The organism is Paenibacillus wenxiniae, assembly GCF_039822605.1.
GTDB classification, from domain to species: Bacteria; Bacillota; Bacilli; order Paenibacillales; family Paenibacillaceae; genus Saccharibacillus; species Saccharibacillus wenxiniae.
This window is the reverse complement of the sequence record NZ_JBCGUH010000008.1, coordinates 56836-82400: the sequence shown is the minus strand read 5'-3', so window position 1 is coordinate 82400 and position 25565 is coordinate 56836. Positions and strand designations below refer to the sequence as shown.

General features: G+C 46.7%; 29 protein-coding genes. 27 read left to right on the top strand and 2 right to left on the bottom strand.

Annotation, left to right across the window (positions count from 1 at the left end):
* The first annotated feature begins 14 nt into the window (after window positions 1–14).
* From trpD to AAHF22_RS15425, 17 genes are all read left to right on the top strand, one after another.
* Window positions 15–1055 carry an anthranilate phosphoribosyltransferase gene (gene trpD / locus AAHF22_RS15505; RefSeq protein ID WP_347325936.1) on the top strand — a complete coding sequence of 347 codons (1041 nt, stop codon included), beginning with the start codon at window positions 15–17 and terminating at the stop codon, window positions 1053–1055.
* Entirely contained in the window at window positions 1045–1869 is an 825-nt protein-coding gene (gene trpC, locus AAHF22_RS15500; protein ID WP_347325935.1) for an indole-3-glycerol phosphate synthase TrpC, read from the top strand. Before trpD ends, trpC begins: the two co-directional genes overlap by 11 nt.
* A gap of 46 nt (window positions 1870–1915) precedes the next feature.
* Complete coding sequence (locus tag AAHF22_RS15495; protein ID WP_347326064.1) at window positions 1916–2656, top strand: phosphoribosylanthranilate isomerase; 741 nt, start codon at window positions 1916–1918, stop codon at window positions 2654–2656.
* Window positions 2656–3852 (top strand): tryptophan synthase subunit beta, encoded by a 1197-nt coding sequence (gene trpB / locus AAHF22_RS15490; RefSeq protein WP_347325934.1) that lies wholly within the window; start codon window positions 2656–2658, stop codon window positions 3850–3852. Before AAHF22_RS15495 ends, trpB begins: the two co-directional genes overlap by 1 nt.
* Window positions 3853–3878: 26 nt before the next feature.
* On the top strand, window positions 3879–4682 hold the full coding sequence (gene trpA, locus AAHF22_RS15485) for a tryptophan synthase subunit alpha (RefSeq protein ID WP_347326063.1): 804 nt from the start codon (window positions 3879–3881) through the stop codon (window positions 4680–4682).
* A 316-nt stretch (window positions 4683–4998) separates the two neighbouring features.
* The gene (gene hisC / locus AAHF22_RS15480) at window positions 4999–6096 is read left to right on the top strand and encodes a histidinol-phosphate transaminase (protein WP_347325933.1); all 1098 of its coding nucleotides are present in this window, start codon (window positions 4999–5001) and stop codon (window positions 6094–6096) included.
* Between the two features lie 96 nt (window positions 6097–6192).
* Window positions 6193–6414, top strand: a complete 222-nt coding sequence (locus tag AAHF22_RS15475) for a hypothetical protein (protein ID WP_347325932.1) — start codon at window positions 6193–6195, stop codon at window positions 6412–6414.
* A gap of 135 nt (window positions 6415–6549) precedes the next feature.
* Entirely contained in the window at window positions 6550–7656 is a 1107-nt protein-coding gene (locus AAHF22_RS15470) for a prephenate dehydrogenase (protein WP_347325931.1), read from the top strand.
* A gap of 423 nt (window positions 7657–8079) precedes the next feature.
* Window positions 8080–8598 carry an RNA polymerase sigma factor gene (locus AAHF22_RS15465; RefSeq protein ID WP_347325930.1) on the top strand — a complete coding sequence of 173 codons (519 nt, stop codon included), beginning with the start codon at window positions 8080–8082 and terminating at the stop codon, window positions 8596–8598.
* Complete coding sequence (locus AAHF22_RS15460) at window positions 8595–8837, top strand: hypothetical protein (protein ID WP_347325929.1); 243 nt, start codon at window positions 8595–8597, stop codon at window positions 8835–8837. Before AAHF22_RS15465 ends, AAHF22_RS15460 begins: the two co-directional genes overlap by 4 nt.
* 937 nt (window positions 8838–9774) lie before the next feature.
* Entirely contained in the window at window positions 9775–10371 is a 597-nt protein-coding gene (locus AAHF22_RS15455; RefSeq protein WP_188775420.1) for an RNA polymerase sigma factor, read from the top strand.
* Window positions 10368–10994 carry an anti-sigma factor family protein gene (locus AAHF22_RS15450; RefSeq protein WP_347325928.1) on the top strand — a complete coding sequence of 209 codons (627 nt, stop codon included), beginning with the start codon at window positions 10368–10370 and terminating at the stop codon, window positions 10992–10994. Before AAHF22_RS15455 ends, AAHF22_RS15450 begins: the two co-directional genes overlap by 4 nt.
* Before the next feature lie 197 nt (window positions 10995–11191).
* Window positions 11192–11512, top strand: a complete 321-nt coding sequence (locus AAHF22_RS15445) for a hypothetical protein (RefSeq protein WP_347325927.1) — start codon at window positions 11192–11194, stop codon at window positions 11510–11512.
* A gap of 73 nt (window positions 11513–11585) precedes the next feature.
* The gene (locus AAHF22_RS15440) at window positions 11586–12161 is read left to right on the top strand and encodes a histidine phosphatase family protein (protein WP_347325926.1); all 576 of its coding nucleotides are present in this window, start codon (window positions 11586–11588) and stop codon (window positions 12159–12161) included.
* Between the two features lie 257 nt (window positions 12162–12418).
* Window positions 12419–12925, top strand: a complete 507-nt coding sequence (locus tag AAHF22_RS15435; protein ID WP_347325925.1) for a gamma carbonic anhydrase family protein — start codon at window positions 12419–12421, stop codon at window positions 12923–12925.
* Window positions 12926–12947: 22 nt separating this feature from the next.
* Window positions 12948–13187 (top strand): IDEAL domain-containing protein, encoded by a 240-nt coding sequence (locus AAHF22_RS15430; RefSeq protein WP_347325924.1) that lies wholly within the window; start codon window positions 12948–12950, stop codon window positions 13185–13187.
* 204 nt (window positions 13188–13391) lie between these two features.
* The gene (locus AAHF22_RS15425) at window positions 13392–14033 is read left to right on the top strand and encodes a DUF1405 domain-containing protein (RefSeq protein WP_347325923.1); all 642 of its coding nucleotides are present in this window, start codon (window positions 13392–13394) and stop codon (window positions 14031–14033) included.
* A gap of 64 nt (window positions 14034–14097) precedes the next feature.
* On the opposite strand, the gene AAHF22_RS15420 is transcribed toward AAHF22_RS15425, so the two are convergent.
* Both AAHF22_RS15420 and AAHF22_RS15415 read right to left on the bottom strand, forming a co-directional pair.
* On the bottom strand, window positions 14098–14808 hold the full coding sequence (locus AAHF22_RS15420) for a hypothetical protein (protein ID WP_347325922.1): 711 nt from the start codon (window positions 14806–14808) through the stop codon (window positions 14098–14100).
* Window positions 14809–14914: 106 nt separating this feature from the next.
* On the bottom strand, window positions 14915–15790 hold the full coding sequence (locus tag AAHF22_RS15415) for a YitT family protein (RefSeq protein WP_347325921.1): 876 nt from the start codon (window positions 15788–15790) through the stop codon (window positions 14915–14917).
* A 340-nt stretch (window positions 15791–16130) separates the two neighbouring features.
* On the opposite strand from AAHF22_RS15415, the gene AAHF22_RS15410 reads away from it, so the two are divergent.
* From AAHF22_RS15410 to panC, 10 genes are all read left to right on the top strand, one after another.
* Window positions 16131–16499: a nucleotide pyrophosphohydrolase gene (locus AAHF22_RS15410; protein ID WP_347325920.1), complete on the top strand. Its 369-nt coding sequence runs from the start codon at window positions 16131–16133 to the stop codon at window positions 16497–16499.
* Window position 16500: 1 nt separating this feature from the next.
* The gene (gene dapB / locus AAHF22_RS15405; RefSeq protein ID WP_347325919.1) at window positions 16501–17304 is read left to right on the top strand and encodes a 4-hydroxy-tetrahydrodipicolinate reductase; all 804 of its coding nucleotides are present in this window, start codon (window positions 16501–16503) and stop codon (window positions 17302–17304) included.
* A 49-nt stretch (window positions 17305–17353) separates the two neighbouring features.
* Window positions 17354–17782, top strand: coding sequence for a methylglyoxal synthase (locus tag AAHF22_RS15400; protein ID WP_188775440.1), 429 nt, complete (start codon window positions 17354–17356; stop codon window positions 17780–17782).
* Window positions 17779–18477, top strand: coding sequence for a bacillithiol biosynthesis deacetylase BshB1 (gene bshB1 / locus AAHF22_RS15395; RefSeq protein WP_347325918.1), 699 nt, complete (start codon window positions 17779–17781; stop codon window positions 18475–18477). Before AAHF22_RS15400 ends, bshB1 begins: the two co-directional genes overlap by 4 nt.
* Window positions 18478–19170: 693 nt before the next feature.
* A complete protein-coding gene (bshA, locus tag AAHF22_RS15390; protein ID WP_347325917.1) occupies window positions 19171–20331 on the top strand; it encodes an N-acetyl-alpha-D-glucosaminyl L-malate synthase BshA in 1161 nt (386 codons plus the stop codon).
* A 9-nt stretch (window positions 20332–20340) separates the two neighbouring features.
* The gene (locus AAHF22_RS15385; RefSeq protein WP_347325916.1) at window positions 20341–21717 is read left to right on the top strand and encodes a CCA tRNA nucleotidyltransferase; all 1377 of its coding nucleotides are present in this window, start codon (window positions 20341–20343) and stop codon (window positions 21715–21717) included.
* Window positions 21710–22681 (top strand): biotin--[acetyl-CoA-carboxylase] ligase, encoded by a 972-nt coding sequence (locus AAHF22_RS15380; protein ID WP_347325915.1) that lies wholly within the window; start codon window positions 21710–21712, stop codon window positions 22679–22681. Before AAHF22_RS15385 ends, AAHF22_RS15380 begins: the two co-directional genes overlap by 8 nt.
* Window positions 22682–23163: 482 nt before the next feature.
* Complete coding sequence (locus AAHF22_RS15375; protein ID WP_347325914.1) at window positions 23164–23295, top strand: hypothetical protein; 132 nt, start codon at window positions 23164–23166, stop codon at window positions 23293–23295.
* A 451-nt stretch (window positions 23296–23746) separates the two neighbouring features.
* On the top strand, window positions 23747–24619 hold the full coding sequence (gene panB / locus AAHF22_RS15370) for a 3-methyl-2-oxobutanoate hydroxymethyltransferase (RefSeq protein ID WP_347325913.1): 873 nt from the start codon (window positions 23747–23749) through the stop codon (window positions 24617–24619).
* Window positions 24616–25530 (top strand): pantoate--beta-alanine ligase, encoded by a 915-nt coding sequence (gene panC / locus AAHF22_RS15365; RefSeq protein WP_347325912.1) that lies wholly within the window; start codon window positions 24616–24618, stop codon window positions 25528–25530. The genes panB and panC overlap by 4 nt, the downstream gene beginning before the upstream one ends.
* Window positions 25531–25565: the final 35 nt, after the last annotated feature.

Genomic DNA, 25565 nt, shown 5'->3' with positions numbered 1-25565 from the left:
GGGAGGAAACGGGTATGCACACAGCGGAAACGATACAACAGGCGATTATGAACGTGATCGAAGGTAAACATCTGACGCGGGAGCAGTCTTATGCGGTAATGAGCGCAATTATGAATGGTGAAGCTACACCTTCTCAAATTGGCGGTCTACTCACATCCCTGCGGATGAAGGGAGAGACGGTGGAAGAGATTACCGGATTCGCGGAAGCGATGCGCAGCAGTGGCGGACGTGTACCTGTGATGTCAGCAGGCTTGCTCGACACATGCGGTACGGGCGGATCGGGTATTCATAAATTCAATATTTCCACCGTATCAGCGATCATTGCAGCGTCGGTATCTGTTCGTGTCGCCAAACATGGTAACCGTTCTGCTTCCGGTAAAGCAGGTAGCGCTGATGTACTGGAGGCGCTTGGCGTGAATATCGGGCTAAATGCGGTGCAAGCAGCAAGCTGTCTGAATGAAATCGGCATCTGCTTTCTATTTGCACAGGTGTTCCATCCTTCGATGAAGCATGCGGCGGCTACTCGTCGTGAACTCGGTGTACGCACCGTATTCAATATGCTTGGACCGCTGACCAATCCGGCAGGAGCGGACCGACAATTGATTGGACTGTACGATGGCGGTAAAATTGAAACAGTAGCACATACTTTAAAGCTGCTTGGTCTGGAGCGCGCAATGGTTGTAGCTAGTGAAGATGGACTTGATGAGATTAGCATCGCTGCACCAACACGCATCGCTGAGCTGCGAGAGGGCGAGGTGCATACGTATGAAGTGACACCGCAGGATTTTGGTTTGAACAGTCATCCATTGGAGCATATGCTGGGTGGTAACGCAGACGAAAATGCATCGATTATCCGGCGTGTACTTCAAGGCGAACGAGGCGCATATCGTGATGTGGTGCTTGCCAATAGTGCAGCATGCATTTATCTGGCAGGCAAAGCAAACAGTTTGGCAGAAGGTGCTGCGATTGCGGCACAGGCGATTGATTCAGGCGCGGCAGCTAACAAGCTGCAACAACTAATTCAAACTACGGAGGCATTCAGCTATGTATCTTGATCGTATTGTCGTTACGAAGAAGCAGGAAGTTGAACAGTTGTCCCAAAGCTTATCTATTTCCGAAGCAGAACGCACCATTGCAACGATGCCAGCAACACGCGGATTCCGTGATGCGTTAACTAAGCGTGCAAATCGCCGTGTTGGTCTGATCGCTGAGGTGAAAAAGGCATCCCCATCTAAAGGGCTAATTCGTCCTGATTTCCATCCGGTTACCATCGCACAGGCGTATGAGCAAGCAGGCGCGGACTGCATTTCGGTACTAACCGATGTACAATATTTCCAGGGCAATAATTCGTTTTTGACAGATATTCGAGCAGCAGTAAATTTGCCGCTATTGCGTAAAGATTTTATTATCGATGAGCATCAGATTTATGAAGCACGTCTGATTGGTGCAGATGCGATTTTGCTTATTGCGGCAATTCTGACTAAAGAACAAATTGATCGTTATATTAAGACAGCAGTATCGCTCGGTCTGGATATTTTGATCGAAGTGCATGATCGTGCCGAATTGGAAACGGTACTAGCGATCGAGGGCAGTGTAGAACATGGTTTGATCGGCGTGAACAACCGTGATTTGAAAACATTCGAAACATCGCTGTCCACGACAGCGGACTTGATTCGTCTATTACCAGCAGGTGTACCGTTAATTAGTGAGAGTGGAATCATGTCGCCAGACGATATTCGCTACGTTTCTGATGCTGGAGCAGCCGGCGTACTCGTTGGTGAATACTTTATGCGGCAAGCGGATATTGCAGCAGCCGTACACACATTAATGGCTCCTGCCAATCGTGAAGCAGGCGCTTCTCATGAGTGAAAAGGAAGTTATTGTTAACGAACAGCAGGTAACAGGAGGCTCTGGCATGACGCCAGAGCCGTCTGTTAAACAGATAAAAATCTGTGGACTTCAAGACGTTGAAGTGCTAAAATCTATGATACTATTACCAATTGATTATATCGGATTTGTCTTCGCACGCAGCAAGCGGCAAATTGACCGCGAACGCGCAGCAGAGCTACTGGATGTAGTAAAGCAGTGGCACGGAGTGCCTCCTCAAAGTGTTGGTGTATTTGTAAATCCAACATTGGAACAATTAATTCATATTACTGAAGTAGCGCCGCTGGATGTGATTCAGCTGCATGGTCGTGAGACGCCTGCATTTTGTCAGGAAGTACGAACAAAATTACAGGTGAAGGTGATCAAGGTCATCTCCATTCAAGCGCAATCAGAACATCAGGCAGCAGAACCTATACAAGCTGCTGACATGATACAGACGGACGATCATCATCAAGCGGATGACATCGTTGCTGCAAAGCTAGCGCCGTATGGAGAAGCGGTTGACGCATTTTTACTGGATACGCATGATCCGCTGTATGGTGGTGGCTCAGGGAAAACTTTTGCCTGGGATGGTATTGCACCGTATCACCGCTGGACAGCATCACATAAAATTCCATTACTCGTAGCAGGCGGCTTATCGCCTGACAATGTGAGTGAACTAGTTCGTGGCTATCCGCTGGAAGGGATTGACGTATCCAGTGGAGTCGAAACGGATGGAATCAAAGATATCGATAAAATCAAACGGTTTGTGGAAAGGGCGAGAACATAATGACAATACTACCTGATGCAAAAGGAAGATTTGGCGATTTTGGTGGACGTTATGTACCGGAAACGCTAATGAATGCACTGATCGAGCTTGAAGATGCTTACCGCCAGTATGCGGAGGACCCGGAATTTCAAGAAGAACTGAACTATTTGCTTAAAGAATATTCTGGCCGTGAGACGCCGCTCTACTATGCAGAGCGACTGACGAAGCAGCTTGGCGGCCCTAAAATATATTTGAAACGTGAAGACTTAAACCATACCGGTGCACATAAAATTAACAATGCGATCGGTCAGGGATTGCTCGCCAAACGTACAGGTAAGCAAAAAGTTATCGCTGAAACGGGCGCAGGTCAGCATGGTGTTGCTACGGCGACAGTTGCTGCATTGCTCGGACTGGAATGTAAAGTGTTCATGGGCGAAGAGGATATTAAGCGTCAGCAATTAAACGTATTCCGGATGAATATGCTTGGTGCTGAGGTTGTACCGGTTACTTCTGGTACGCGTACACTCAAAGATGCAGGCAACGAAGCGCTTCGTTACTGGGTTAGCAATGTAGACGACACGTTCTACATTCTCGGCTCCGCTGTAGGCCCGCATCCATATCCGATGATGGTGCGCAACTTCCAGCGTATTATCGGTGACGAAACGAGACGCCAGATTTTGGAAAAGGAAAATCGTTTGCCGCATACAGTCGTTGCCGCTATTGGCGGTGGTAGTAATGCAATCGGTATGTTTTATCCATTTATCGGGGACGAAGCGGTTCGTCTGATCGGTGTTGAAGCGGCTGGACGTGGTATTGATACACCGCTGCATGCAGCAACGATGAGTCTCGGTACAAAAGGGGTATTCCAGGGTTCAATGAGCTATCTGCTACAGGATGAATATGGTCAGGTGCAAGAGGCGCATTCGATCTCTGCGGGACTGGATTATCCGGGTGTTGGCCCAGAGCATTCATATTTAAAAGATATTGAGCGTGCTGAATATGTGCCGATTACCGACGCGGAAGCGATTGACGCACTCAAGCTGCTCTGTCGTACAGAAGGAATCATTCCAGCACTGGAATCCGCTCATGCGATTGCACACACTGTAAAACTGGCGAAAGAAATGACATCAGATCAGCTGCTCGTCGTCTGCCTGTCCGGTCGTGGAGACAAGGACGTGGAGTCGATTATGAGATACGAAAAGGAGGGATCGCTGTGAGCATCACTGGACAAAGTCAAAACCGTATGGATGTTACCTTCGCTGCATTGAAGGAAAAGGGCGAAACGGCATTGATTCCGTTCCTGACTGTAGGCGATCCTGATCCGCAAACGACGGTTGATGTGATTATAGAACTTGAAGCAGCTGGAGCGAATATTTTAGAATTAGGTGTACCTTATTCTGATCCGCTTGCAGATGGCCCTGTCATTCAGCGCGCATCCCAGCGTGCACTGACGCATCGTGTGACGATTGATACCTGTCTCCATGTGGCAAAACAGGCACGTGAACGTGGTTCTCAGTTGCCATTTGTATTGTTCACGTATTACAATCCCATTTTGCAATATGGGCTGGATCGCTTTTTCGAAGCATTACAGCATCATGATATTAGCGGCATGATCATTCCTGATCTACCGATCGAAGAATCGGAAGAAATGCGTGCGCGTTCGCGTGAAGCAGGTGTGAGTCTGGTGCCGCTGGTGGCGCCAACGTCACATGAGCGTATCGCCTCGATTTTGAACGGTGCACAGGGCTTTGTATACTGTGTATCCTCGCTCGGTGTGACGGGTGAACGTACATCGTTCCACTCCAATGTAGAGCAGTTTATTAAAAGTGTGCAGGCGAGTACGGATCTTCCGGTAGCGGTTGGCTTTGGTATTTCGAGCCATGAGCAGGTGAAGCAGTTTTCGGCATTTTGTGATGGCGTCGTTGTCGGTAGTGCGATCGTGCGCCAGATCGAATCGCAAATTCCACTGCTGACCGATCCAGCGCGTAAAGCAGATGGTTTGCAGCAAATTCATCAATTTGTCGCTGAGCTAAAAGGTACACATTAATTATTAATAATCGTTAAAAGATCATACAAGCCGATCAAGCAAGCATATCGTTATGGTCGTTTGAACGATAACATGCTAACAGCAAGATGTATTGGCGCAGAAAATGATATAAAATAAAGCATAGACGCTCATCTACAGAACGGATCGGTAGAAAGCGATGGGTAGGAAGTTATTAGACTGATCCACAGGTGCCTTTTACACAAAAGGCGCCTTCCTTACATCCAGCGAATCGCTAGCTAGCGTTAGATGCTAGCATGAGATAAAAGAAGCGAGCGAATAGATTTCTGTTCATTAAGTCGATAAGGAGTTGTTCCGATTGAAACCAAAATCACGTATTGTTAATATTCCTGTCTATCAGCCAGGCAAGCCAATTGAAGAGGTGAAACGCGAGCTGGGACTGGAGCAAGTGATCAAGCTTGCATCCAATGAAAATCCCTATGGCTCAGCACCATCTGTACAGCAGGCGATTATCGATGAGCTATCTCAGCTCTATTTATATCCAGACGGCGGTGCGGTGGAACTGACAGCTCAGCTTGCCGCGCATATCGGTGTACAGCCGAATCAGATCGTATTTGGCTGCGGCTCAGATGAAGTCATTGCGTTAATCTCTCGTTCTTTTCTGGAGCCAGGAGACGAGACGATTATGGCGGATCAGACATTTTCGGTATATAAAAGCAATGCGGATATTGAAGGAGCAACGGTAGTGGAAGTACCACTGCAACAAGGTAAGCATGATCTGCCAGCGATGCTTGCTGCGGTAACCGATCATACGAAAATTATCTGGGTATGTAATCCGAACAACCCGACCGGAACGATTGTAACGGAAGATGAGCTGGTTACTTTTCTCGATGCAGTTCCCTCTAACGTAATGGTTGTGCTGGATGAAGCGTATTATGAGTATGTCGTTGCCGGCGACTATCCACGCAGTGTGGAGCTGTTAGAGCGTTACAATAACATCGTGATTTTGCGTACATTTTCCAAAATTTACGGTCTGGCTGCGCTACGGATCGGATACGGCGTCGGTCATGCCGACACGATTCGTCTGATCAATCAGGTGCGCGAGCCGTTTAATACGTCACGTATCGCTCAGGCAGCGGCACGTCAGGCGATTAGTGATCAGGCGTTTGTCGATGATTGCCGGATCAAAAATCGCGAAGGCATGGAGTATTTGATCGCTGCCTTTGATCGTCTTGGACTGACACATTTCCCAAGCGAAACGAACTTTATTATGGTGGATACCGGACATCCGGGTATGGAAATTTTCCAGGCGCTATTGCAGCGTGGAATTATTATCCGTTCCGGTCATAGCAAGTATCCAACCTGGATTCGCGTGACGATCGGTAGACCAGAGCAAAACGAAGCGTTCGTGCAAGCGCTGGAGCAAACATTGCAGGAGCGTCAGGCGACGGTGTAAGAATGGTCTGAACAAACAGGTAAGATGACTATCGTCTGATCAAATGTAACAAGGGAAAAATATAGCAAAGAAAAGATGATCTGAACCGCTCTATTCGTGAATGTCCACGAAAAAAAGGTTGAGATCATCCCGATTTGCCATATCATTAAGCAAGCAGCAAGCAGCAAGCAGCAAGCAGCAAGCAGCAAGCAGCAAGCAGCAAGCAGCAAGCAGCAAGCAGCAAGCAGCAAGCAGCAAGCAGCAAGCAGCAAGCAGGTTGCGTTTTGCGTAATCGAAAATTTCCATGTACAATACAGGGATGGCAGTAGAGCAACATAACGGAAAACAGACGGCACCTTATCCAGACACAGCCCGAATGGCTGGAAGGAGCGGAGCGTCTGTTTGTCAGTTATTCGCAATGTACCGCTTTAACGCAGCAGGAAAGACAATCGATAAAGAATGAGTGGGATACTAATGACGACAAAAATTGCAATTTTCGGTGTAGGGTTAATCGGCGGTTCGCTTGCCCTGTGCTTTAAAGGAAAACCGGGACTTCACGTAACCGGATATACGCACCTGCCGGAATTGATACATACGTTTCAAGAAAGGCAGGTCGTTGACTATGCCACCCTATCGGTGGAGGAAGCAGCGCTGGATGCAGATTTTATTTTCCTCTGTGTGCCGGTCAGTTTGCTCAATACGTATTTGGAACAGCTTAGCCGTCTACCCTTAAAAAAAGGCTGTATCATTAGCGATGTAGGCAGTACAAAAGCATCGATTATCGCCTGTGCCGAGCAGCTTCATTTCCAGACGGATGTGCATTTTATCGGGGGTCATCCGATGGCAGGCTCCGAGCGCTCCGGTGTAGGCGCTGCTTCTGCGCTATTATTTGAAAATGCTTATTATGTGCTCACACCGCCAGCAGGCGTGCCGGCTGATGCGTATGACAGCCTTGCAACGCTTCTATCGCAGCATACACGTGCTCAGATGGTGCGTGTAGAGCCGGTGCTACATGATGAGATCGTAGGTGCAATCAGTCATTTGCCGCATGTGATCGCTGTTGCGCTGGTGAATCAGATTCGTGAGTACAATGAGCATAACCCGCTTTATCGCATGCTTGCTGCTGGTGGTTTCCGCGATATTACGCGCATTGCTTCCAGCGATCCGATCGTCTGGCGTGATATTTTGCTTGGTAATCGGCATGTGGTGCTGAATTTGCTGGAAGATTGGAATCAAGGGGTACAGCAATTTATTGAGCTGTTACAAACGCAGGATGCACGTGGGATCGAACAGCAGTTTGAATATGCTGGCGCATTCCGTGATGAGCTACCTGAACGCCGTAAAGGTATGATTGTCAACCTGTATGATCTGTATTTGGACGTACCTGATCATCCCGGTATTATCGGCAAAATTACGACCGAAATCGGTAATCGTGGCATTAACATTAGCAATGTGCAGATTATTGAAAGCCGTGAGGATGTGCCGGGCGTAATGCGCTTGTCGTTCCGCAATGAGAACGATATGGAGCAGGCAAAGGCGATGTTATTGGATAGTGAATATAGTGTATTTGCACGGGTTTAAGGGGTTATATGTTAATGAAGTTGGTTTAAATCGTACCCGTTTCGTACACAGATGACTAGTATTAGCATGAAAGCAAATTGTGATCCATACGTATCAAGCGATACCCAAATATAAATGATTAGCAATGCACCTTATTCATAAAAACGGAGACTATGCTCGTCATCCGTTCATATGAAAAGGTGCATTTTTATTGGAGTCAATGTACCGCATTCACCCATAGTCTGTACTTGATCTGTAGTTGTAATCTTTTATAAAATAATGCAAATGGTTTGACACCCAGATTTAAATTAGCATCCTCACTAATAGGAACTGTCAAAAGCTATTTTCACTTTCAACCCGTCTTATTATTACATATTTAAGCGTTTGAGCATCCAAGCGAAATACAGTTCAACGATGTACTGATGTCATAAGGGGGAGCAGGCAGTGTTCAAACATAAACGTACAAAAGCTAAACAATTACAATTTACTGCACAAATAACCGCTGAATCCGATCAGATTTATCGACTTGCCTACTGTTATGTCAAAAACGAACAGGAAGCGCTGGATATCGTATCGGAGGCTACATATAAAGGTTGTATAGCTTTTATGAAGGCGAACGTGGTCACTTCTTTTGAGCTATGGATGTTGGGCATCGTTATTAACAAGGCAATAGATCATATGTATCGTAAAGAGCCGATGCTCTTTTTAGATGATTTTATGCAGGGTGGTGAATCTCCTGTGGTGAATGGATCGATTGAAGAAAAGATGAATTTGTATAAAGCGCTGGACCAATTGCGCCCGGGAGAGAAGGCATATATTATTTTAAAATATTTTATTGGACTTTCATTCATAGAAATGACCGAGGTATTATCGGTGCCAGAACATATAGTCGAATCCAGATTTTATCGCATTATGGAGCAAATTAGTGTGCACCTGATCGACGGGGAGGTCGAATCGATATGATTGGAAAACAACAGTATGACCATATTAGAATTCCTGAGCAATTAGCCGATACGATAATTAAGGCTCAGCGAAAAGCAGCCCAAAAGCAGGAGCAACGAAGACGCCAAATTTGTTGTCTTTCCATGATTGCGGTATGTATCGTCTTGCTAGTGCTGATGGTGAATGTACCGACGGTCGCTAAAGCGATAGATGCTATTCGTATACTCGGTAGCATGGTCAACGTATTGCAATTTGAATAGGGTGGAGTTTGACTGCGAATTTCATAGAAATGCGGGTTTTTGTCTGCAACACACTCGCCAAATGAGCAAATAGTAAAAAACTTCAAAAATATTACCTAAAAGGGTTGACGAAATGAAAGCGCATACAGTATACTTTAACTACAGTATGGTTTCTCTCCACTCCTATCCAATAACTGGAGCACCTGAAATAGGGTACTCAGCCGCTAACAAATGTTAGCGGTTTCTTTTTTTGTTTGCCAGCTTTTTTGGGTGCGTTTATTTTAAATAGCGGAGATCCGTGAATAGTCTAAAAGATAATTCGGATCGATTTTGTGCTCCGTATTGTTTTATGGTATAAAGGAAAAGTAGCGCGCATTGCTATCTTGCTAAATACGCTATAACGTACTTGCACCATAGTGCCAGACGTGCTAGTTATACATAATATTGAGGTTTGAATTTCGTTTCCATTATCGCCCATGATGCAGGTGATCGAGACGACGTATGGTATGAATCCGGCAGCATTCAGAGATGAAATGGAAGGATACGGCAACCTTTTGACTTTGCTTTGCGTCTAAAAGTCAGGTATGATGATAAGGTTGTGCGTGAACGGGTCGCTCTGACGAGCAGCGGCAAATGAGACGCTATAGATGATGGTCGGTATTTTTTAAGGCATGGTTGTACGGATTTCGCATGGATATAAATACATTTCGACATAGATGAAATAAGGAGCAACAATAGCTCGCTTTCGGTTACAAGGCGCCTGGGAAAGCATCGTTTGGACAAGCGAAACATCATCGCTTTGCTCAAAGGCAGGTGCTTCAATCGCGATTCGCAGTCATATCGCTGTAAATCGTGGAATTTCAATGATTAACCGCAACTTTTGCCGTCCTGTTCAGTATTAATGACTACATAAGGAACGGGAAGATGCGGCGGCAACAACGAGGAGGGTCGCATTTCAATGACAGATTCCCTGATTATTCAGGAAATAAAAAATGGCGATGTGGAGCTGTATTCTGAGCTTATGCGTCGTTATCAGCGCAAAATTCTGGCATTCATTTATCATATGCTGAAAAGTGCCAATCTGGAAATGATGGCAGAGGACCTTTGTTCCGAAACCTTTTACAAGGCGTACAAAAGTCTTCATTCATTTCGCGAGGTGGATGCATCGTTTTCCACCTGGCTTTACACGATCGCACGCAATACCGTACTAAGTGAGCTACGTAAGCAAAAAGCTGGTCATGTACCGCTGGAAGAAAGCGGCTATACACCGGTTGCTCCAAGTACGATGGTGCCGGAACATGCGGTACTGCGTGGCGAACGCGTACAGATGGTACGTGATGCTATCGATCAGCTGCCGGAAAAGCAGCGGTCTGCTTTGATCCTCCGCGAATATGATCAGCTGGATTATCAGGAAATTGCTGATATCCTCTGTCAAAGTGTAAGCTCCGTCAAGTCTCTTTTGTTTCGGGCGAGGGCGAGTGTGAAAACACGGTTAGAGCCGTATTTTCACGATTCGGTCTACGATGAGCCTATTGAAGGGATGAAGGGAAAATGAATTGCAGAGAGGCCGAGTTAATATTCGGAATCTATTGGGATATGAAGCCGGACGACCCGCGTCGTCAGGAACTCCATCAGCATCTTAGCGAATGCGAGGACTGTGCAGCAGAGTTTGCCATCTGGCAGGAAAGTCACGAGCTAATGGAAGCTGAGGCAGCTACACTATCGCTCGATCCAGCGCTGGAGCTGCGAGCGGAGCAAGTGAATCGTAATGTGATGGAACGTATCTATGCAGAGACGCCGTGGGTGCTGCAAAATGGTGCCAAACGAGGCCCGATTTCTCGCATGTTCCGCCGCCGGCTGTCCTTATGGATTGCGGCTGTAATCGGCATCTTCTTATGCAGTTTTGTTTATTTGACGCTGGATGTATCCAATAGCTTTCGTCGAGAAACGGTGCAGGAGCCTGTATCCGGCATTGTACCGACCGGAGTGGCAACAAGTGATGCAACGACGGTGATTCATTCATCGTTGCATTTTGCAGGCTCACAGCGCGGATTAATTGATCCGCTTGTCATTCAAATGGACCCGACTCATCCACAATACTGGATGGTTTTGTCTGTAGTCGGTATGCTGCTTGCATTCGTATCGCTGCGTTTTCTGGCAAGACCACGACATCAGTAAGATGTTGGAATGGGTTGAGATTATGTTAAATCAGTACAGTAATGGTCACGATAAACAATCGCAATATAAATAGAGATACACGATAGGAGTATGACCTATCATAATCAGCCCGTTCTGCTGCTTTGCTGCGACAGATCGGGTTGATTTTTTATATTCAGCTCCTTTATACTTTGGTCTATGTGTAGGGAGGGATCATATTGGCTATTACAAGAACGTGGCATGGGCTTGTACCGATTGAGCAACAACAGGCATTTGAGCTGCATTTGCAGAAAACGGGAATCGAACATTCAAGTAGCATTCAGGGGAACGTTGGCGCTTATGTACAAATTGTACAACAGGGTGATTATGCTCATTTCTTTTTGTGCACGGTCTGGTCATCGTGGGATGCTATCTACCGGTTTGCTGGAGCGCAACCCAGCATTGCGGTAACTTATCCTGATGATGAGCAGTATGGACTTATTTCAGACCCGTTAGTTATTCATCAGGAAGTGATTCATACGGGTAACCCATTCGTTTGAGCAATACAATAGGTAAGCTGATATACATTATGGACAAGCTGATATACATACGGAAAGGAAGGCAATATATTATATGCGAATTGGATTAATCCGACATGGTCAGACCGATTGGAATGCGCTGGGACGTATTCAGGGACAGAGTGATATTCCTTTGAATGAGGAAGGAAGAGCGCAGGCGCATAAGCTCGCAGAGCGACTGGCGATTGAGCATATCGAGTGGAGTCATATCGTTTCCAGCAGTTTGCAACGCGCGCATGAGACGGCACAGATTATTGCGAATCGTTTGCATATTCCGCTACTTGAAGCGGATGAGCGACTCAAAGAACGCGGTTTCGGACAGATTGAAGGTATGACATGGGAAGAACGTGAAGCAAAATGGGGTGCCGATTGGGAAACGGTCGAGCTTGGACAGGAACCGCTCGATGTATTACAAAGCCGAGCGTTGGACTTTTTGGAAGCGTCCTGGCAGCAGTTTCCAAACCATAATATACTCGTTGTCAGTCATGGCGGCTTGTTGTCACAACTGTTTAAACTACTGATGCAAGAGCGTCATACCGAACGTGTAGGCAATCTGTCACTCACCGTATTGGAGCGCGAAGCAGACGTATGGAATACGGTGCTGTATAACAATAGCGACCATTTGCGATAAATATTTTGAAAGATAGCCTAGCTTATGCTAGGCTATTTGGTTATAATTGGAATAAATAGCCTGTTATTGCTTGTAAATGAACGCTCAGGGCTATTTATACGTGTATAGGTCGTTTCAGACGTTTTGGTATCCGGTTGGAGAAAGGTCGCTCTGTCGTTAAAGATGACAATATTTTTATCGAATCTGCCGCCCTTTTTACAAAATTGTTGATGCGCTTACATGGATTTTGGTTAAAATGCAGATAAGGAGCGGATGACATGTTAATTCCCTACAAAAATCGAATGCCGAGCGTGGAGGAACTCACCTTTATCGCTGAAGGCGCGAAGCTAATCGGTGATGTGAGCATCGGAGCATATAGCAGTGTATGGTTTAATGCCGTACTACGTGGCGATCTGGCTCCCGTCCGAATCGGACAACGGTGCAACATTCAAGATTTAGCTGTAGGACATGTGCATGAAATTCATCCATTACTTATCGAAGATGACGTTTCTGTCGGACACTCGGCTATCGTTCACGGCTGTCGGATTGGCAAAGGTTCGCTAATCGGCATGGGTGCAATCGTACTGAACGGTGCGAATATCGGAGAATATTCGCTTATCGGTGCAGGCTCCATTGTAACGGAGAACAAAACGATTCCCCCTTATACTCTCGCTCTAGGCTCACCTGCACGTGTTATTCGTGAACTCACGGAAGAAGACTTGCAACGGATGGCCAAAACGACGCAAAGTTATGTGGATAAAGGAGCAGAGTTCAGAAATCCCTGAATAGCATATGGAGGTGCGCCCTATGTACAAGATGAAGGTAACCTACGAAGTGATGTTGGGTCTGGCTGCTGAAATGGTATGGGATCAAATCCTACGCGAACATCGCGTAGAAGAACTGAACACACTCATTGACCGGGCGCTTGCGGATCGGGACGAACAGGCTTTTCAGCAATGGACTAGCGAACTACGCTTATTAACACCGGCGATCAACACGACATTGCCAGAAGTGGAGCGTTATGAACGCAAATCGCTGTCACACTGATCATCAAGGAAGCGCAATAGAACATATACGCACTATATTTCGCATACACAGTACATTTCGATAAAAGTCCACCTGTATCCAGGGTGGACTTTTTAGTTGTTTACAGGTGTCGTTTGTACTTTTACAATGATAAAGATTGAGTTCAATGTAGTCACCGTCGCATACAAGACGGCTGATACCCAATAGAGATAAAGGAGAATGGGCATGCCGATTTCTTATTTTTGGAGCAGAGCCTTTTTGACCAGTCGCTGGCTGTTATGGCTACTGCTCATCTGTAATGTACTGGGTACGATTTATGGATATTACTGGTATGCGCTGCAATTGGAGTATACGCTGCTGCACTGGCCAGCATGGATGGTCGTATTTGTACCCGATAGCCCGACCGCAAGTTTATTTTTCAGCATAGCAATTGCCTTTTTAATATTCCCGCCACGCAGCCGCTGGTTAAAAGGCATCCGTGCTCTATTCGAAGCACTAGCTGTCGTCACTTCTGTCAAATACGGGGTATGGGCAGTAACGATGATCTTCTGGGGAGCCGCATTGGGCGATACGCTTATATGGCAGGACTGGATGCTTACCGCGTCGCACTTAACGATGGCAATCGAAGCGCTGATCTATGTTCGTTTCTTCATTTTCCGTCATACGACATTGGTACTGGCACTGGGCTGGACACTGCTGAATGACTACATGGATTATAGCCAGGGCATCTATCCGTGGTTGACTGAACAGCTCGTATTGCGATTAAACCAGGTGCGTAACTTTACCGTAGCGCTAACGCTGGCATCTGCACTTGCAGGGGCATGGGCGCTGTGGCAAGCGCGTGAGGAGCGTAAGTGGAATAGTTGAAGCAAACCATTAAAGTGATAACAGTATAAAAAGAATGCTGATATTCAGCATTCTTTTTATATATTTAAATAGTATTATTGAGTTCTTGCTTTATTGCTTTTAATATATCCGCAACTTGGGAATACTTATTTGCTTTCGAGAGGAGTGTACGTTCTAGAAGAATATTAATATAAACGCAAACCATTGCTAAAATGATGGCTATAATAAATAAAAGTAATCTTACTCCCCAACCTTTAGACATATTAATCGCTATAAATTCATTCCACATTGGAAAAAGTATAGCTGTAGTAATTAATATAGGTTTCCATAGTGACAATTTTAACCGTTCAGATTTATTCTCAAAATGTTCTATCCAGTTATCAATGTTTGAAGAATCTATACTGTAAGTTGATAAGTCATTAAGTAATGTGTCCATTCTATATCCAAATAGAAATTTATCTTGAGAAGATCCAAAATCTTGCTCATAATTATAAGCTACATATTTAAGTTTAATATGTTTTTTTATAATATTAGGAAGCCATTTTAGGAGAGAAATAGCTACTAATATCTCGCCTGCTATACCTACTATACCCAAAATAAGTTGAAGCTTAGAATGAGTAGGCAATTGTAGAGATATACCAAGCACAACCAAAACAGTAATTATAACAAACAACATAAAGCCCAACAACCAATATGCAGATGAATTTAATAGTACTTTTGAATAGGATAATTTCTTGAAAAGTAATCCCATAATGTCGTTTTCAATTTTCATGAATTTTTTTGATGGTAGATTCATACTAAGTACTCCTCTCCTATTAATTTTATTATTTACGGATAATGTTATTTTTTGTTTCATTAATTAGGAGAAGAGAATATTGGTGAATTTATTTCAAAAAAATAACTTAATGCGACTGCTCCTCACGAAACCCTTCACCATGCACATCATTCACTTCATTAATAATTACAAACGCCCGCGGATCAATCGCCTTCACGATCATATGGATACGGCGAATTTCCTGCCGCGCCACAACACAGTAGGCCATCTGTTTCGCCTGTCCGGAATAGGCGCCAATCGCAGGAATGAGCGTGACCCCGCGATCCATCTCTTTCATAATCTGCGCCGCGATTTTATCCGCATGATCGCTAATAATCGTAAAAGCTTTACCGGAATACGCGCCTTCCTGAATAAAATCAATAATCTTCGTCGCGATAAACACGGTCACTAGCGTATACAACACCAGCTCTTTTGAAATAAAAAAGAGCGAGGCGCCGATGATCGCAATATCGAGTCCAAGCATGACCTGACCGATACTCCAGCCAAAGCTACGATTCAAAATCGTCGCAATAATATCCGAGCCTCCCGTTGTGCCCCCGAATCGAAACACAATGCCAAGCCCGATTCCGAGCGTCACACCTGCATACAGCACAGCCAAAATATAGTCGTGCTCGGTTTGAAACGGGGTGATCCAGCCCTGCTTAATCAGCCATTCAAATAGCCAGAGGAAGAACGATAACGAGCCGATGCCGACACCCGTATAGATCATTCTGCGCCAGCCGAGCATTTTCAGCCCGATCAAAAACAGTGGAATATTCAATAACAGTGTCGATAAGGCAGGCGCCAGCCCAAATGAATAATTGAGCAAAATGGTTATCCCAGTTACGCCACCTTCCATAAGCTTGTTCGGGATAATAAAGTAAAGCAAGCCAAATGCATAAATGGCGGCACCACATATAATCGGTAAAATAACGCGAAGCTGCTTTAAGAACGGATGTACCATAAACGAAAACCTCCATAAATGTGATCGCCAGGAATGAGTATGTCATTATGAACAAAAAAGCATTTGTTTTCAAAATCGCTTTAGGATAACATGGTAATGATAACTTGCACGAATGGAAGGATACGGAACTATGGGGTTGCACTTTTATAGGCTAGAAGGCAATCATCATTTTGTCCGTCGATGACCACTCCATCCTAACTATAGGAGGAAGTCACGCATTCGGCAATAGGGCAGGAAAAGCCTGCAATGACTGGGCTGCATATGTATACAGCAATCGCTTTTTTTATGCTATGGATCGCCTGGGGTCACTTGATGAATTTGGTGGATGGAGGGAATACAAATGACAGAGAAAACGCTCGTAACGATGCAAAAAGAAGTTGATGCTTACATTTCACAATTCAAGGAAGGCTACTTCTCACCGCTGGCGATGCTGGCACGCATGTCCGAAGAAGTGGGCGAATTGGCGCGTGAAGTGAATCATTCGTATGGGGAGAAGCCGAAAAAGAATGATGAAGCTGACAACTCGATCGAGCTGGAGCTGGGCGATATTTTGTTCATTACGATCTGTTTTGCGAATTCGCTCGGGATCGATCTGACCGAAGCGCATAATAAGGTTATGCATAAATTTAATACACGTGATAAAGATCGCTGGACACGGATCGAGGACAGCAGTTCCAATGAATCCGAGCAAGGGGATAAAGGAGAATAATATGAGCGAACAGATTAAAGTCATTGTAGCAGGAGCAGGCGGACGTATGGGCCGTGAAGTCGTGAAGCTGGTACTGGGTGATGAGCAACTGGAACTGGCAGCTGCGATTGGTCGTTCCGATGCTGGACGCGATGCAGGTGAGCTGGTTGGTATGCAAACAGCCGGGATTGCGCTCGTGTCCAGTTTAGAAGAAGCGCTGACATCAGTGCAGGCTGATGTACTGGTTGATTTTACAACGCCGGAATTTGCTTATGAACATGCACGTCTGGCTATTCAACATGGCGTTCGTCCGGTGATGGGCACGACCGGTTATACACCAGAGCAGATTGATGAACTGGATCATTTGTGTAAAGACGCTGGCATTGGCGGCTTGATCGCGCCTAACTTCTCGATCGGTGTCATTCTGATGATGCGTTTTGCCGCTCAAGCGGCGAAGCATTTTCCACATCTGGAAATCATCGAAACGCATGGTGACCACAAGCTGGATGCGCCTTCAGGTACGGCGGTGAAGACGGCTGAAATGGTACGCGAAGTACGGAAGTCGTTCAAGCAAGGCAATCCGAATGAAAAAGAAACGATTGCCGGCTCGCGAGGTGGCGAATTTGATGGTTTCCGTATTCACAGCGTGCGTTTGCCAGGCGTGTTTGCTCAGCAGGAAGTTATTTTTGGCGCCTTTGGACAGTCGCTCAAAATTCGTCATGATTCCTATGAACGTGCTGGCTATATGCCAGGCGTGAAGATCGGCGTGCAAAAGGTAATGGAATATACCGGTATGGTATACGGATTTGAACGCTTTGTTGATTAATACGATATCAGTATCATCGATATAGACTATAGGATTAGGGGAGATTGCCATGTTCCAGATAGCTTTTGTCGCGCACGACCGCAAAAAAGATGAAATGGTTAACTTTGTGACTGCCTATGAGCACGTATTTCACGGTCATAAACTATATTCGACCGGAACGACCGGACAGCGCATTATGGCGCAAACGAAGCTGGATATTCATCGTTTTATGTCCGGCCCACTCGGTGGCGACCAGCAGATCGGTGCATTAGTTGCGCAAAATGAGCTGGATCTGATCATTTTCCTGCGTGATCCGCTGATGGCGCAGCCGCACGAGCCGGACATTACCGCTTTACTGCGTATTTGCGATGTGCAGGGGATTCCGGTTGCTACCAATATCGCAACTGCGGAAATTCTCGTTAAAGCACTGGATCGGGGCGATTTTGCCTGGCGTGAGCTTGCCCATAAGTACAAGCCTGCTGGAGAGGAACTAAAATGAGTACAAAGCTAGATATCCTTATTTTCGGTGCTCATGCCGACGATGCGGAGATCGGTATGGCTGGAACGATCATCAAGCACACCTCTGCCGGCCTTCGAGTCGGCATCTGTGACCTAACATATGCAGAAATGTCTTCCAATGGTACGGTCGAGCTGCGTCAACAAGAAGCCGCTGCGGCAGCTGATGTGCTGGGCCTGTCCTACCGCAGTAATCTCGGCTTACCGGATCGTGGACTGGAGCGCAACGCCGAACAGCTGGCAGCGATTACAGCAGAAATTCGCCGCTGTGCTCCACGTATCGTATTTGCACCCTACTGGGAAGACCGTCATCCTGATCACACATGGTGCAGCCGCTTAGTCGAAGAGGCGGTATTTAATGCCAAACTACGCCGCTACATGCCAGAACTCGCGCCCGTACAAGTAGAGCAAGTATATTATTACTTCATCAACGACACCGCACCTGCAAGCGTGCTCGTCGATGTAACCGCTCAATACGAACGCAAAGTCGCTGCTTTATCCTGCTACGCATCCCAATTCGGCCTAGCACCCGGCAACGACGCAGTCGCTACACCACTAACCCAGGGCTACGTCGACCGCGTCCGCTACCGTGACGCCATCGCCGGCCAACGCAACCTCATCCCCTACGCCGAAGGCTTCGTCACCAAGACCCCTTTCGTAGCGGAGATGTTGTTATAAAGATGCTTAGTACAAACACGAAGTGAAAACAAAATAGCAGCGATGCTGCGCTAAATCTGTAAAGTAATAAATTGATCCACAAAAGTAATTAGAATGCTATCCAGCCAGGTCTCCTTAGGGAATTATTATTCCGCTCCTACATCTTCATGATGCAAGTATTGTAGAGGATTTTGGGGTTTAGTTCCTTTTAAAAGGATCGACTGGCATAAAAGCAATTAGTGCACATAAGAAGTGAATATGTGTATAGAAGGATTTTTATAGAAACGTTGCTATATAAACATGATGTATATGTATATGTATATGTATATGTATATGTGTATGGGTGCACGTCAAATTTGTATGTAAGCAGTACAGAACGGAGGGAAGGAAATAAGGGAAAAGGACGATTTTGGAGGGGCGGGAATCTTCATTCCTTCCTAATCTAAAAGATTCCCGCGGCTCCACTGAGTCCGTTCCCTTATTCCTTGCCAGAGTGGTGTACGCTTTATCAAGCAATCTGCAAGCAAGACCACATGCTTTAAAGTAAATTATCAAACAATCTTTTTCAAACCATAATAAAACGCATTTGATCGAATGAAATGCAATATAAACGTACTATAAATGCAAATGCACGATAGCATCTCATAAAAAGCACCATCCCAGCACCACATGGAAAACAATACCCACACTCAAAATGAAAGGGAGATTGCCCTTATGGACACGATGCTTAAAATAGGCATCACTTGTTATCCTTCACTTGGCGGATCGGGCGTCGTGGCTACCGAACTTGGCAAGCTGCTTGCTGAAAAAGGGCATGAAGTTCACTTTATTTCGCATAGCGTACCTTTTCGCCTGGGAACTTTTCATAAAAATATTTTTTACCACGAAGTGGAAGTCAATGACTATTATGTCTTTAAATATCCACCGTATGACCTGACACTTGCCAACAAAATGGCACAGGTTGCCAAAATGCAGCAACTGGACGTACTGCATGTCCATTATGCGGTTCCGCACGCAGTCTGCGCTTTTCTGGCGAAGCAGATGGTCGGGGAGCATCTGAAAGTCGTCACCACATTGCACGGCACCGATATTACCGTGCTCGCTCAAGATGAATCGCTTAAAGATCTGATTCGCCTGGCAATCAACGAAAGTGATGCGGTTACTGCCGTATCACGCGATTTGATTCGGGAGACACGCGAGTTGCTAGATATTACACGCGATATTGACCTGACGTATAATTTTGTCGACAAGCGTGTGTATTATCCACGCGAAATTCAGCAACTTTGTGATGATTTTGGATTTGGCGATGATCGGATCATTATGCATATTTCCAATTTCCGTCCAGTCAAGCGTGTGGGCGATGTGGTCGAAGCATTTGCTCGTATTAACAGTGAAGTGCCATCCCGACTTGTGTTTGTGGGGGAAGGGCCAGATTTGCCCAAAATACAGTGGCGCATTCAGGAACTTGGCTTGACGGAACGCGTACATTTTCTCGGTAAACAGGATGATATTCCACAGGTGATCTCGATGGCGGATATTCTTATGTTACCATCGGAAAAAGAAAGCTTCGGTCTGGTTGCGCTTGAAGCGATGGCATGTGGAGTACCGACGATTGGCTCGCGTACAGGAGGGATTCCAGAGCTAATCGTACATGGTGAAACAGGCTATCTGTCATCGATTGGCGATACCGAGGATATGGCGCAACATGCGATTCAGCTACTGACCAATCCAGCGCTGATGGAGCAAATGCGTCAAAATTGCATCACACGTGCCACGCAGGAGTTTGGCAATGATACGATGATGGAAAAGTACGAACAAATTTACTACCGGGTGCTGGGACGGCCGATGCCAACCCCTTCACCGGTGCGGGGTTGAGTAGACGATATGATGCAATGGAAATGGGTGGAAGCGCACACGGCGGAACGGGGCATGTCCCTGCTCCGCCGTCTCGCTGACCACGGATATGAAGGTTATTTTGTCGGTGGCTGTGTACGCGATGAGTTGATGGGTAGACCGATTAACGATATGGACATCGCCACTAACGCAACGCCAGAACAGGTGCTGGAGCTGTTTGAGCATACCGTTCCAACCGGTATAGCTCATGGTACGGTGACGGTCATTTTAGAGGGCGAGCATTTTGAATTGACGACATATCGTACAGAAGGACAGTATGTCGATCATCGTCGTCCCGAGCAGGTCGAATTTGTTAGCGATCTGTACGAAGATTTGCGTCGGCGCGATTTTACGATGAATGCGATTGCACGTGGACTGGATGGCGAGTATGTCGATCCGTTTCATGGACGAGACGATTTGCAAAAGGGTATCATTCGCTGTGTCGGTGTACCGGGCGAGCGCTTTGATGAAGATGCGTTGCGGATGGTGCGCGGTTTGCGTTTTGCATCGGTATTTGATTTTGAATTGGAAGCAGACACATGGGCGGCACTGGTGGAGCGGCGCGAGCTGATCCGCTATATTGCAACCGAGCGTATTCGCGTGGAAATGGAGAAAATGATCGCTGGACCGCATCCGGTGAAAGGTATTCATTTGCTTCAGAAGAGTGAACTGGTCGGTTCGATGAAAGTACATGTACCTTGTCCTGTAGCAAGACCAGAACTACTGGAGCGTCTCGAAAGGGTAGCAGGCGAACCGTGGGTGCTGCGCTGGACGCTCATTATGCTGGCGCTTGGTTTTAATGATGAGGCAGCACGGCAGGCGCTCAAACAATGGACATTTTCCAATGCGGCTGTCGATCGTGTCGTTCGCTTATTACGTTTGCACCAGCAGCTGCTAACTGTGGCTATTACAGACACCACAGATACAAATAACGATCAGCAAATCAATGATGATGAGCAGACCAACAGGAACAACGGTCAGCAGACTAACAACGATATGCAGACCGACAGCAACAGCGCGCGGTTGACGTTAATCTCGGGTGTAATCCACTATGGACAGGATACGGCAGCACTCTGGCGCCAGCTGTATCCTGCTTTGCCGGAACAGGATCGTACACATGTGCTTCGTCAACTGTATGAACAAGCGCCTGCATGGATCGATCAAATGTATGCGTACAGTCTGGCGGATCTGTGTGTGAACGGTCAGGACGTGTTGTCTGCACTGGATACACGTGGAGGTCCGTGGCTGGGCAAGCTGATGCAGCAGCTCTTGCTGGCGGTGGCAAGTGGACAATTAAGTAATGAGCGTCATACGGTGCTGCAATATGCACGTACACATGCGGAGACAGGAGGGGAGACAGATGCGTGATGAACAATTGCTGGAGCTATTGACCGAGCGCCCAGGCGAGTACATTTCCGGTGAGGAAATTAGCCGCCGTCTGTCTGTGAGCCGTACTGCGGTATGGAAGGGCATTAATCGGTTGAAGGAGCAAGGGTATGAGTTCGATTCGGTTACACGCCGCGGCTATCGAATCGTGCGCTTTCCCGATCGATTTGACGGAGTATCGCTTCGTTTACAACTGAGTAAGCTCACCTCATGGGGACAACCGCTGCATCTGCTGGACACGATTGGTTCTACGCAGGATAAGGCGCGCGAGCTGGCGGAGAATGGAGCACCGGAAGGAACGCTGGTCATTGCGGAGCAGCAAACGGCTGGACGCGGTCGTCAGGGCAGAACGTTTCATTCACCTGCCGGCCGCGGCGTATGGATGACGATTGTATTGCGACCCCAGCAACCTTTACAATATACATCGCAGTTAACATTACTTGCCGCCGTAGCTATTTGCCGGGCGCTGCGCAGTGTGAGCGGACTGGATATCGGTATCAAATGGCCGAATGATCTGTTGATCGGAAGTCGCAAAGTATGCGGTATTCTGGTAGAATCAGCTGCCGAAGACGGTCGTGTACGTTATGCACTGGGCGGATTCGGGATTGATGTGAATGTGGCATTGGACGATCTGCCAGAGGAAGTAAGGCCGCTGGCGACTTCGTTACGGATTGAACGCGGCGAGCCGGTTGATCGTACAGCGGTTGTTGCTGCTGTGATCAGTGAGCTGGAATCGCTGTATAGTCTGTACAATCGCGAAGGTTTTGCTCCAATTGCAGCGTTGTGGGAAGCTTCAGCGCTGGCGATCGGGAAAGCGGTCACGGTAAAAACAGTCCAAAGCACGATGGTAGGTATTGCCCGGGGACTCGGTGAAAACGGTGAGCTGCTATTGGAGCAGCCGGATGGCAGTATTGTTCCTGTATACTCAGGCGAAGTTGGTTTTTAAATGGAATTATACATTTTATGTAGCAGTCTAATTAACTTTTGTGTTTAATTTAGGACGAATTACGAATTACGAATTACGAATTACGAATTACGAATTACGAATTACGAATAGCGAATAGCGAAAAATGAACAACCTACTTGGTAAGCTGACTGTGCAGAAGCAGGAAGGGTCAGATGATTCAGAAAATCCAGTGATTGCAAGTACAGCAACAGAAGGTAAAAGTACAAAGTACGATAAATAACGATGACAAGTTTTGCATTTTAAAGGGCGTATTGTGATTTCTAACTAATGAACTAAGCAGGTTGCTGTACAGTCGTGTAGTCGATAACAGAGCGCTACAGGTACAGCAGCCTGTTTGAGCGTAAGTAGCTACATTCTGCTCGTTCATTTGCTCATTAATATCGGACAATTCCGAGTGATTCAATGGGTTATTCACACTATTCGTAAACAGCTATATTTTTTATGGCAAAATGAGTGTAATTTTGAATACACTCTGCTATACTATGCTGGAAGACGGTATCGGCATGACCGAGCCGTACTTTATCATGTTATATTGGTGTGAGCTGGCAGGCAAGCACCGTTCGACTGAATATGTTACGACGCCTGGCAGATGATGGAATAGACCGTATGAACGGCTCATATTCGCAATCTGACCGTAATGGGCGAACAGCAACCTATGCAGCATAGACGCAGACAAGAGAACGGCATCCTCTGGAGCCGAATCCTCCCTATCTGCTACGCATGATCATAGGCGACAGAGAGCAGTCTGCGACTCCTCTCGCTGATATGTAGATCCAGTCCGACTATGCTGGACAGGCTGGAGTGTGAACTCCATACGTCCGGTAACCCTGCCCTACCTAATAATGATTCGTATCGACCACAAGATACGCTGATGAAGCGAGGTGTTGGCACCATTCAATTCTGCTCTGAGCCGTTACAGGACCGAGACAGGAGAGATGATCGCAAAGTGACTCTTTTTTGGACTCTGGACCTTTTTCGTATGAGACGAAAAGGTTTTTTATTTTGTCCAAAAACAATATTGAATACAAAGGAGCTTGATGTCACATGGCAGCCAAAACGCCGCTGAATATTGTCAAAATGAAAAAAATGAAATCTGAGCGCAATCCGCTCACAATGGTAACCGCGTATGATTATCCGACAGCACGTCTGGCTGAAGAAGCTGGTATCGATATGCTGCTGATCGGGGATTCACTTGGCAATGTTGTGCTGGGCTATGATTCCACCATTCCGGTTACGGTCGACGATATCGTGTACCATTCCCGCGCTGTTGCGCGTGGTGCCCAATCGACTTTTATTGTCGCGGATTTGCCTTTTATGACCTATCACGGAAGTCTGGACGAGACACTGCGTACAGTGAAGCGCATTATGCAGGAAGGACATGCACATGCGGTGAAGCTGGAAGGTGGCGCTGAAATTGCCGATACGGTAGCTGCGATTACACGTGCAGGTGTACCTGTACTGGCGCATATCGGTCTGACACCACAGTCGGTGCATCAGATTGGCGGTTATCGCATTCAGGGCAAAGATCAGCAGGATGCACAGCGTTTGCTGGATGATGCCAAAGCACTGGAAGCAGCTGGCGCATTTGGCGTCGTGTTGGAGCTAGTAACCGAAGATACCGCTGCGCGCATTACCGGAGAGCTGTCCATTCCAACGATCGGCATCGGAGCTGGTCGCGGCTGTGACGGTCAGGTACTCGTATTCCATGATGTGGTTCAATATACCGATAATTATCGTGAGAAACGATTTGTAAAAACATACGCCGACATCGGTACAACGATTCGCACGGCGTTAGAACAATATGTAAATGAAGTGAAGACACGCGCCTTTCCAGCGGAGCAGCACGTATTTAATCCGGATGAAAAAGCACTCGATTCACTGTATGGACAACAACGGAAGGTGGAGAATTTATCGTGAAGGTCGCACGCAACATTGCTGAAGTCAGACAATGGATCAAACAGCTTCGTCAGCAGCACAGTCAAGCTGGAGGGGAGGCAACGGTTGGTCTGGTGCCAACGATGGGCTTTTTGCATGACGGTCATGCGAGCCTGATGCGCCGCGCCAAGCAGACGAGCGATATCGTAGTCATTAGCATTTTCGTCAATCCGATTCAATTTGGACCGAACGAAGACTTTGAACGCTATCCACGTGATGAACAGCGCGACTTGGCACTGGCCGAGCGCGAAGGGGTCGATATCGTATTTATGCCAGCGGTCGAAGATATGTATCCCACTCCAACGAAAACACATGTGACGGTCGCGGAGCTGACCGATACACTATGCGGCGCTTCACGTCCGGGTCACTTTGACGGTGTATCTACTGTTGTGACGAAGCTGTTCAATATTGTAAAGCCAGACGCTGCCTTTTTTGGCGCAAAAGATGCACAGCAGGTCGCGGTCATTAAGCAAATGGTGATCGATTTGAATATGGATATCGACATTGTCGCTTGCCCGATCGTGCGTGAAGCAGACGGACTGGCATTAAGCTCGCGTAATGTGTACCTGTCCGCTGAAGAACGTTCGCAAGCGCTTGTGTTATCTCGGTCTTTGGAAATGGTCAAGCAGCGCATGATGGAGCAGCCGGCACTCACTGCGGGTGATGTACGCAATATGCTGCGCACTGAGATCGGTACTTCATCGATTGCAATTATTGATTATGCGGAGATCATGACGTTCCCGCAATTGGAGTCGCTCGAAGACGATGTGGTACTACGCGAACTTTCATCCGAAGTGATCGTAGCGCTGGCTGTGAAATTTGGTAAAACGCGCCTGATCGACAATACGATCTTCGAGCCATCGCTGACGCCGCAGACCGTTGTACATGCCTGATTATCGATGGTCGTAGCGAGATGCGAAATGGATTT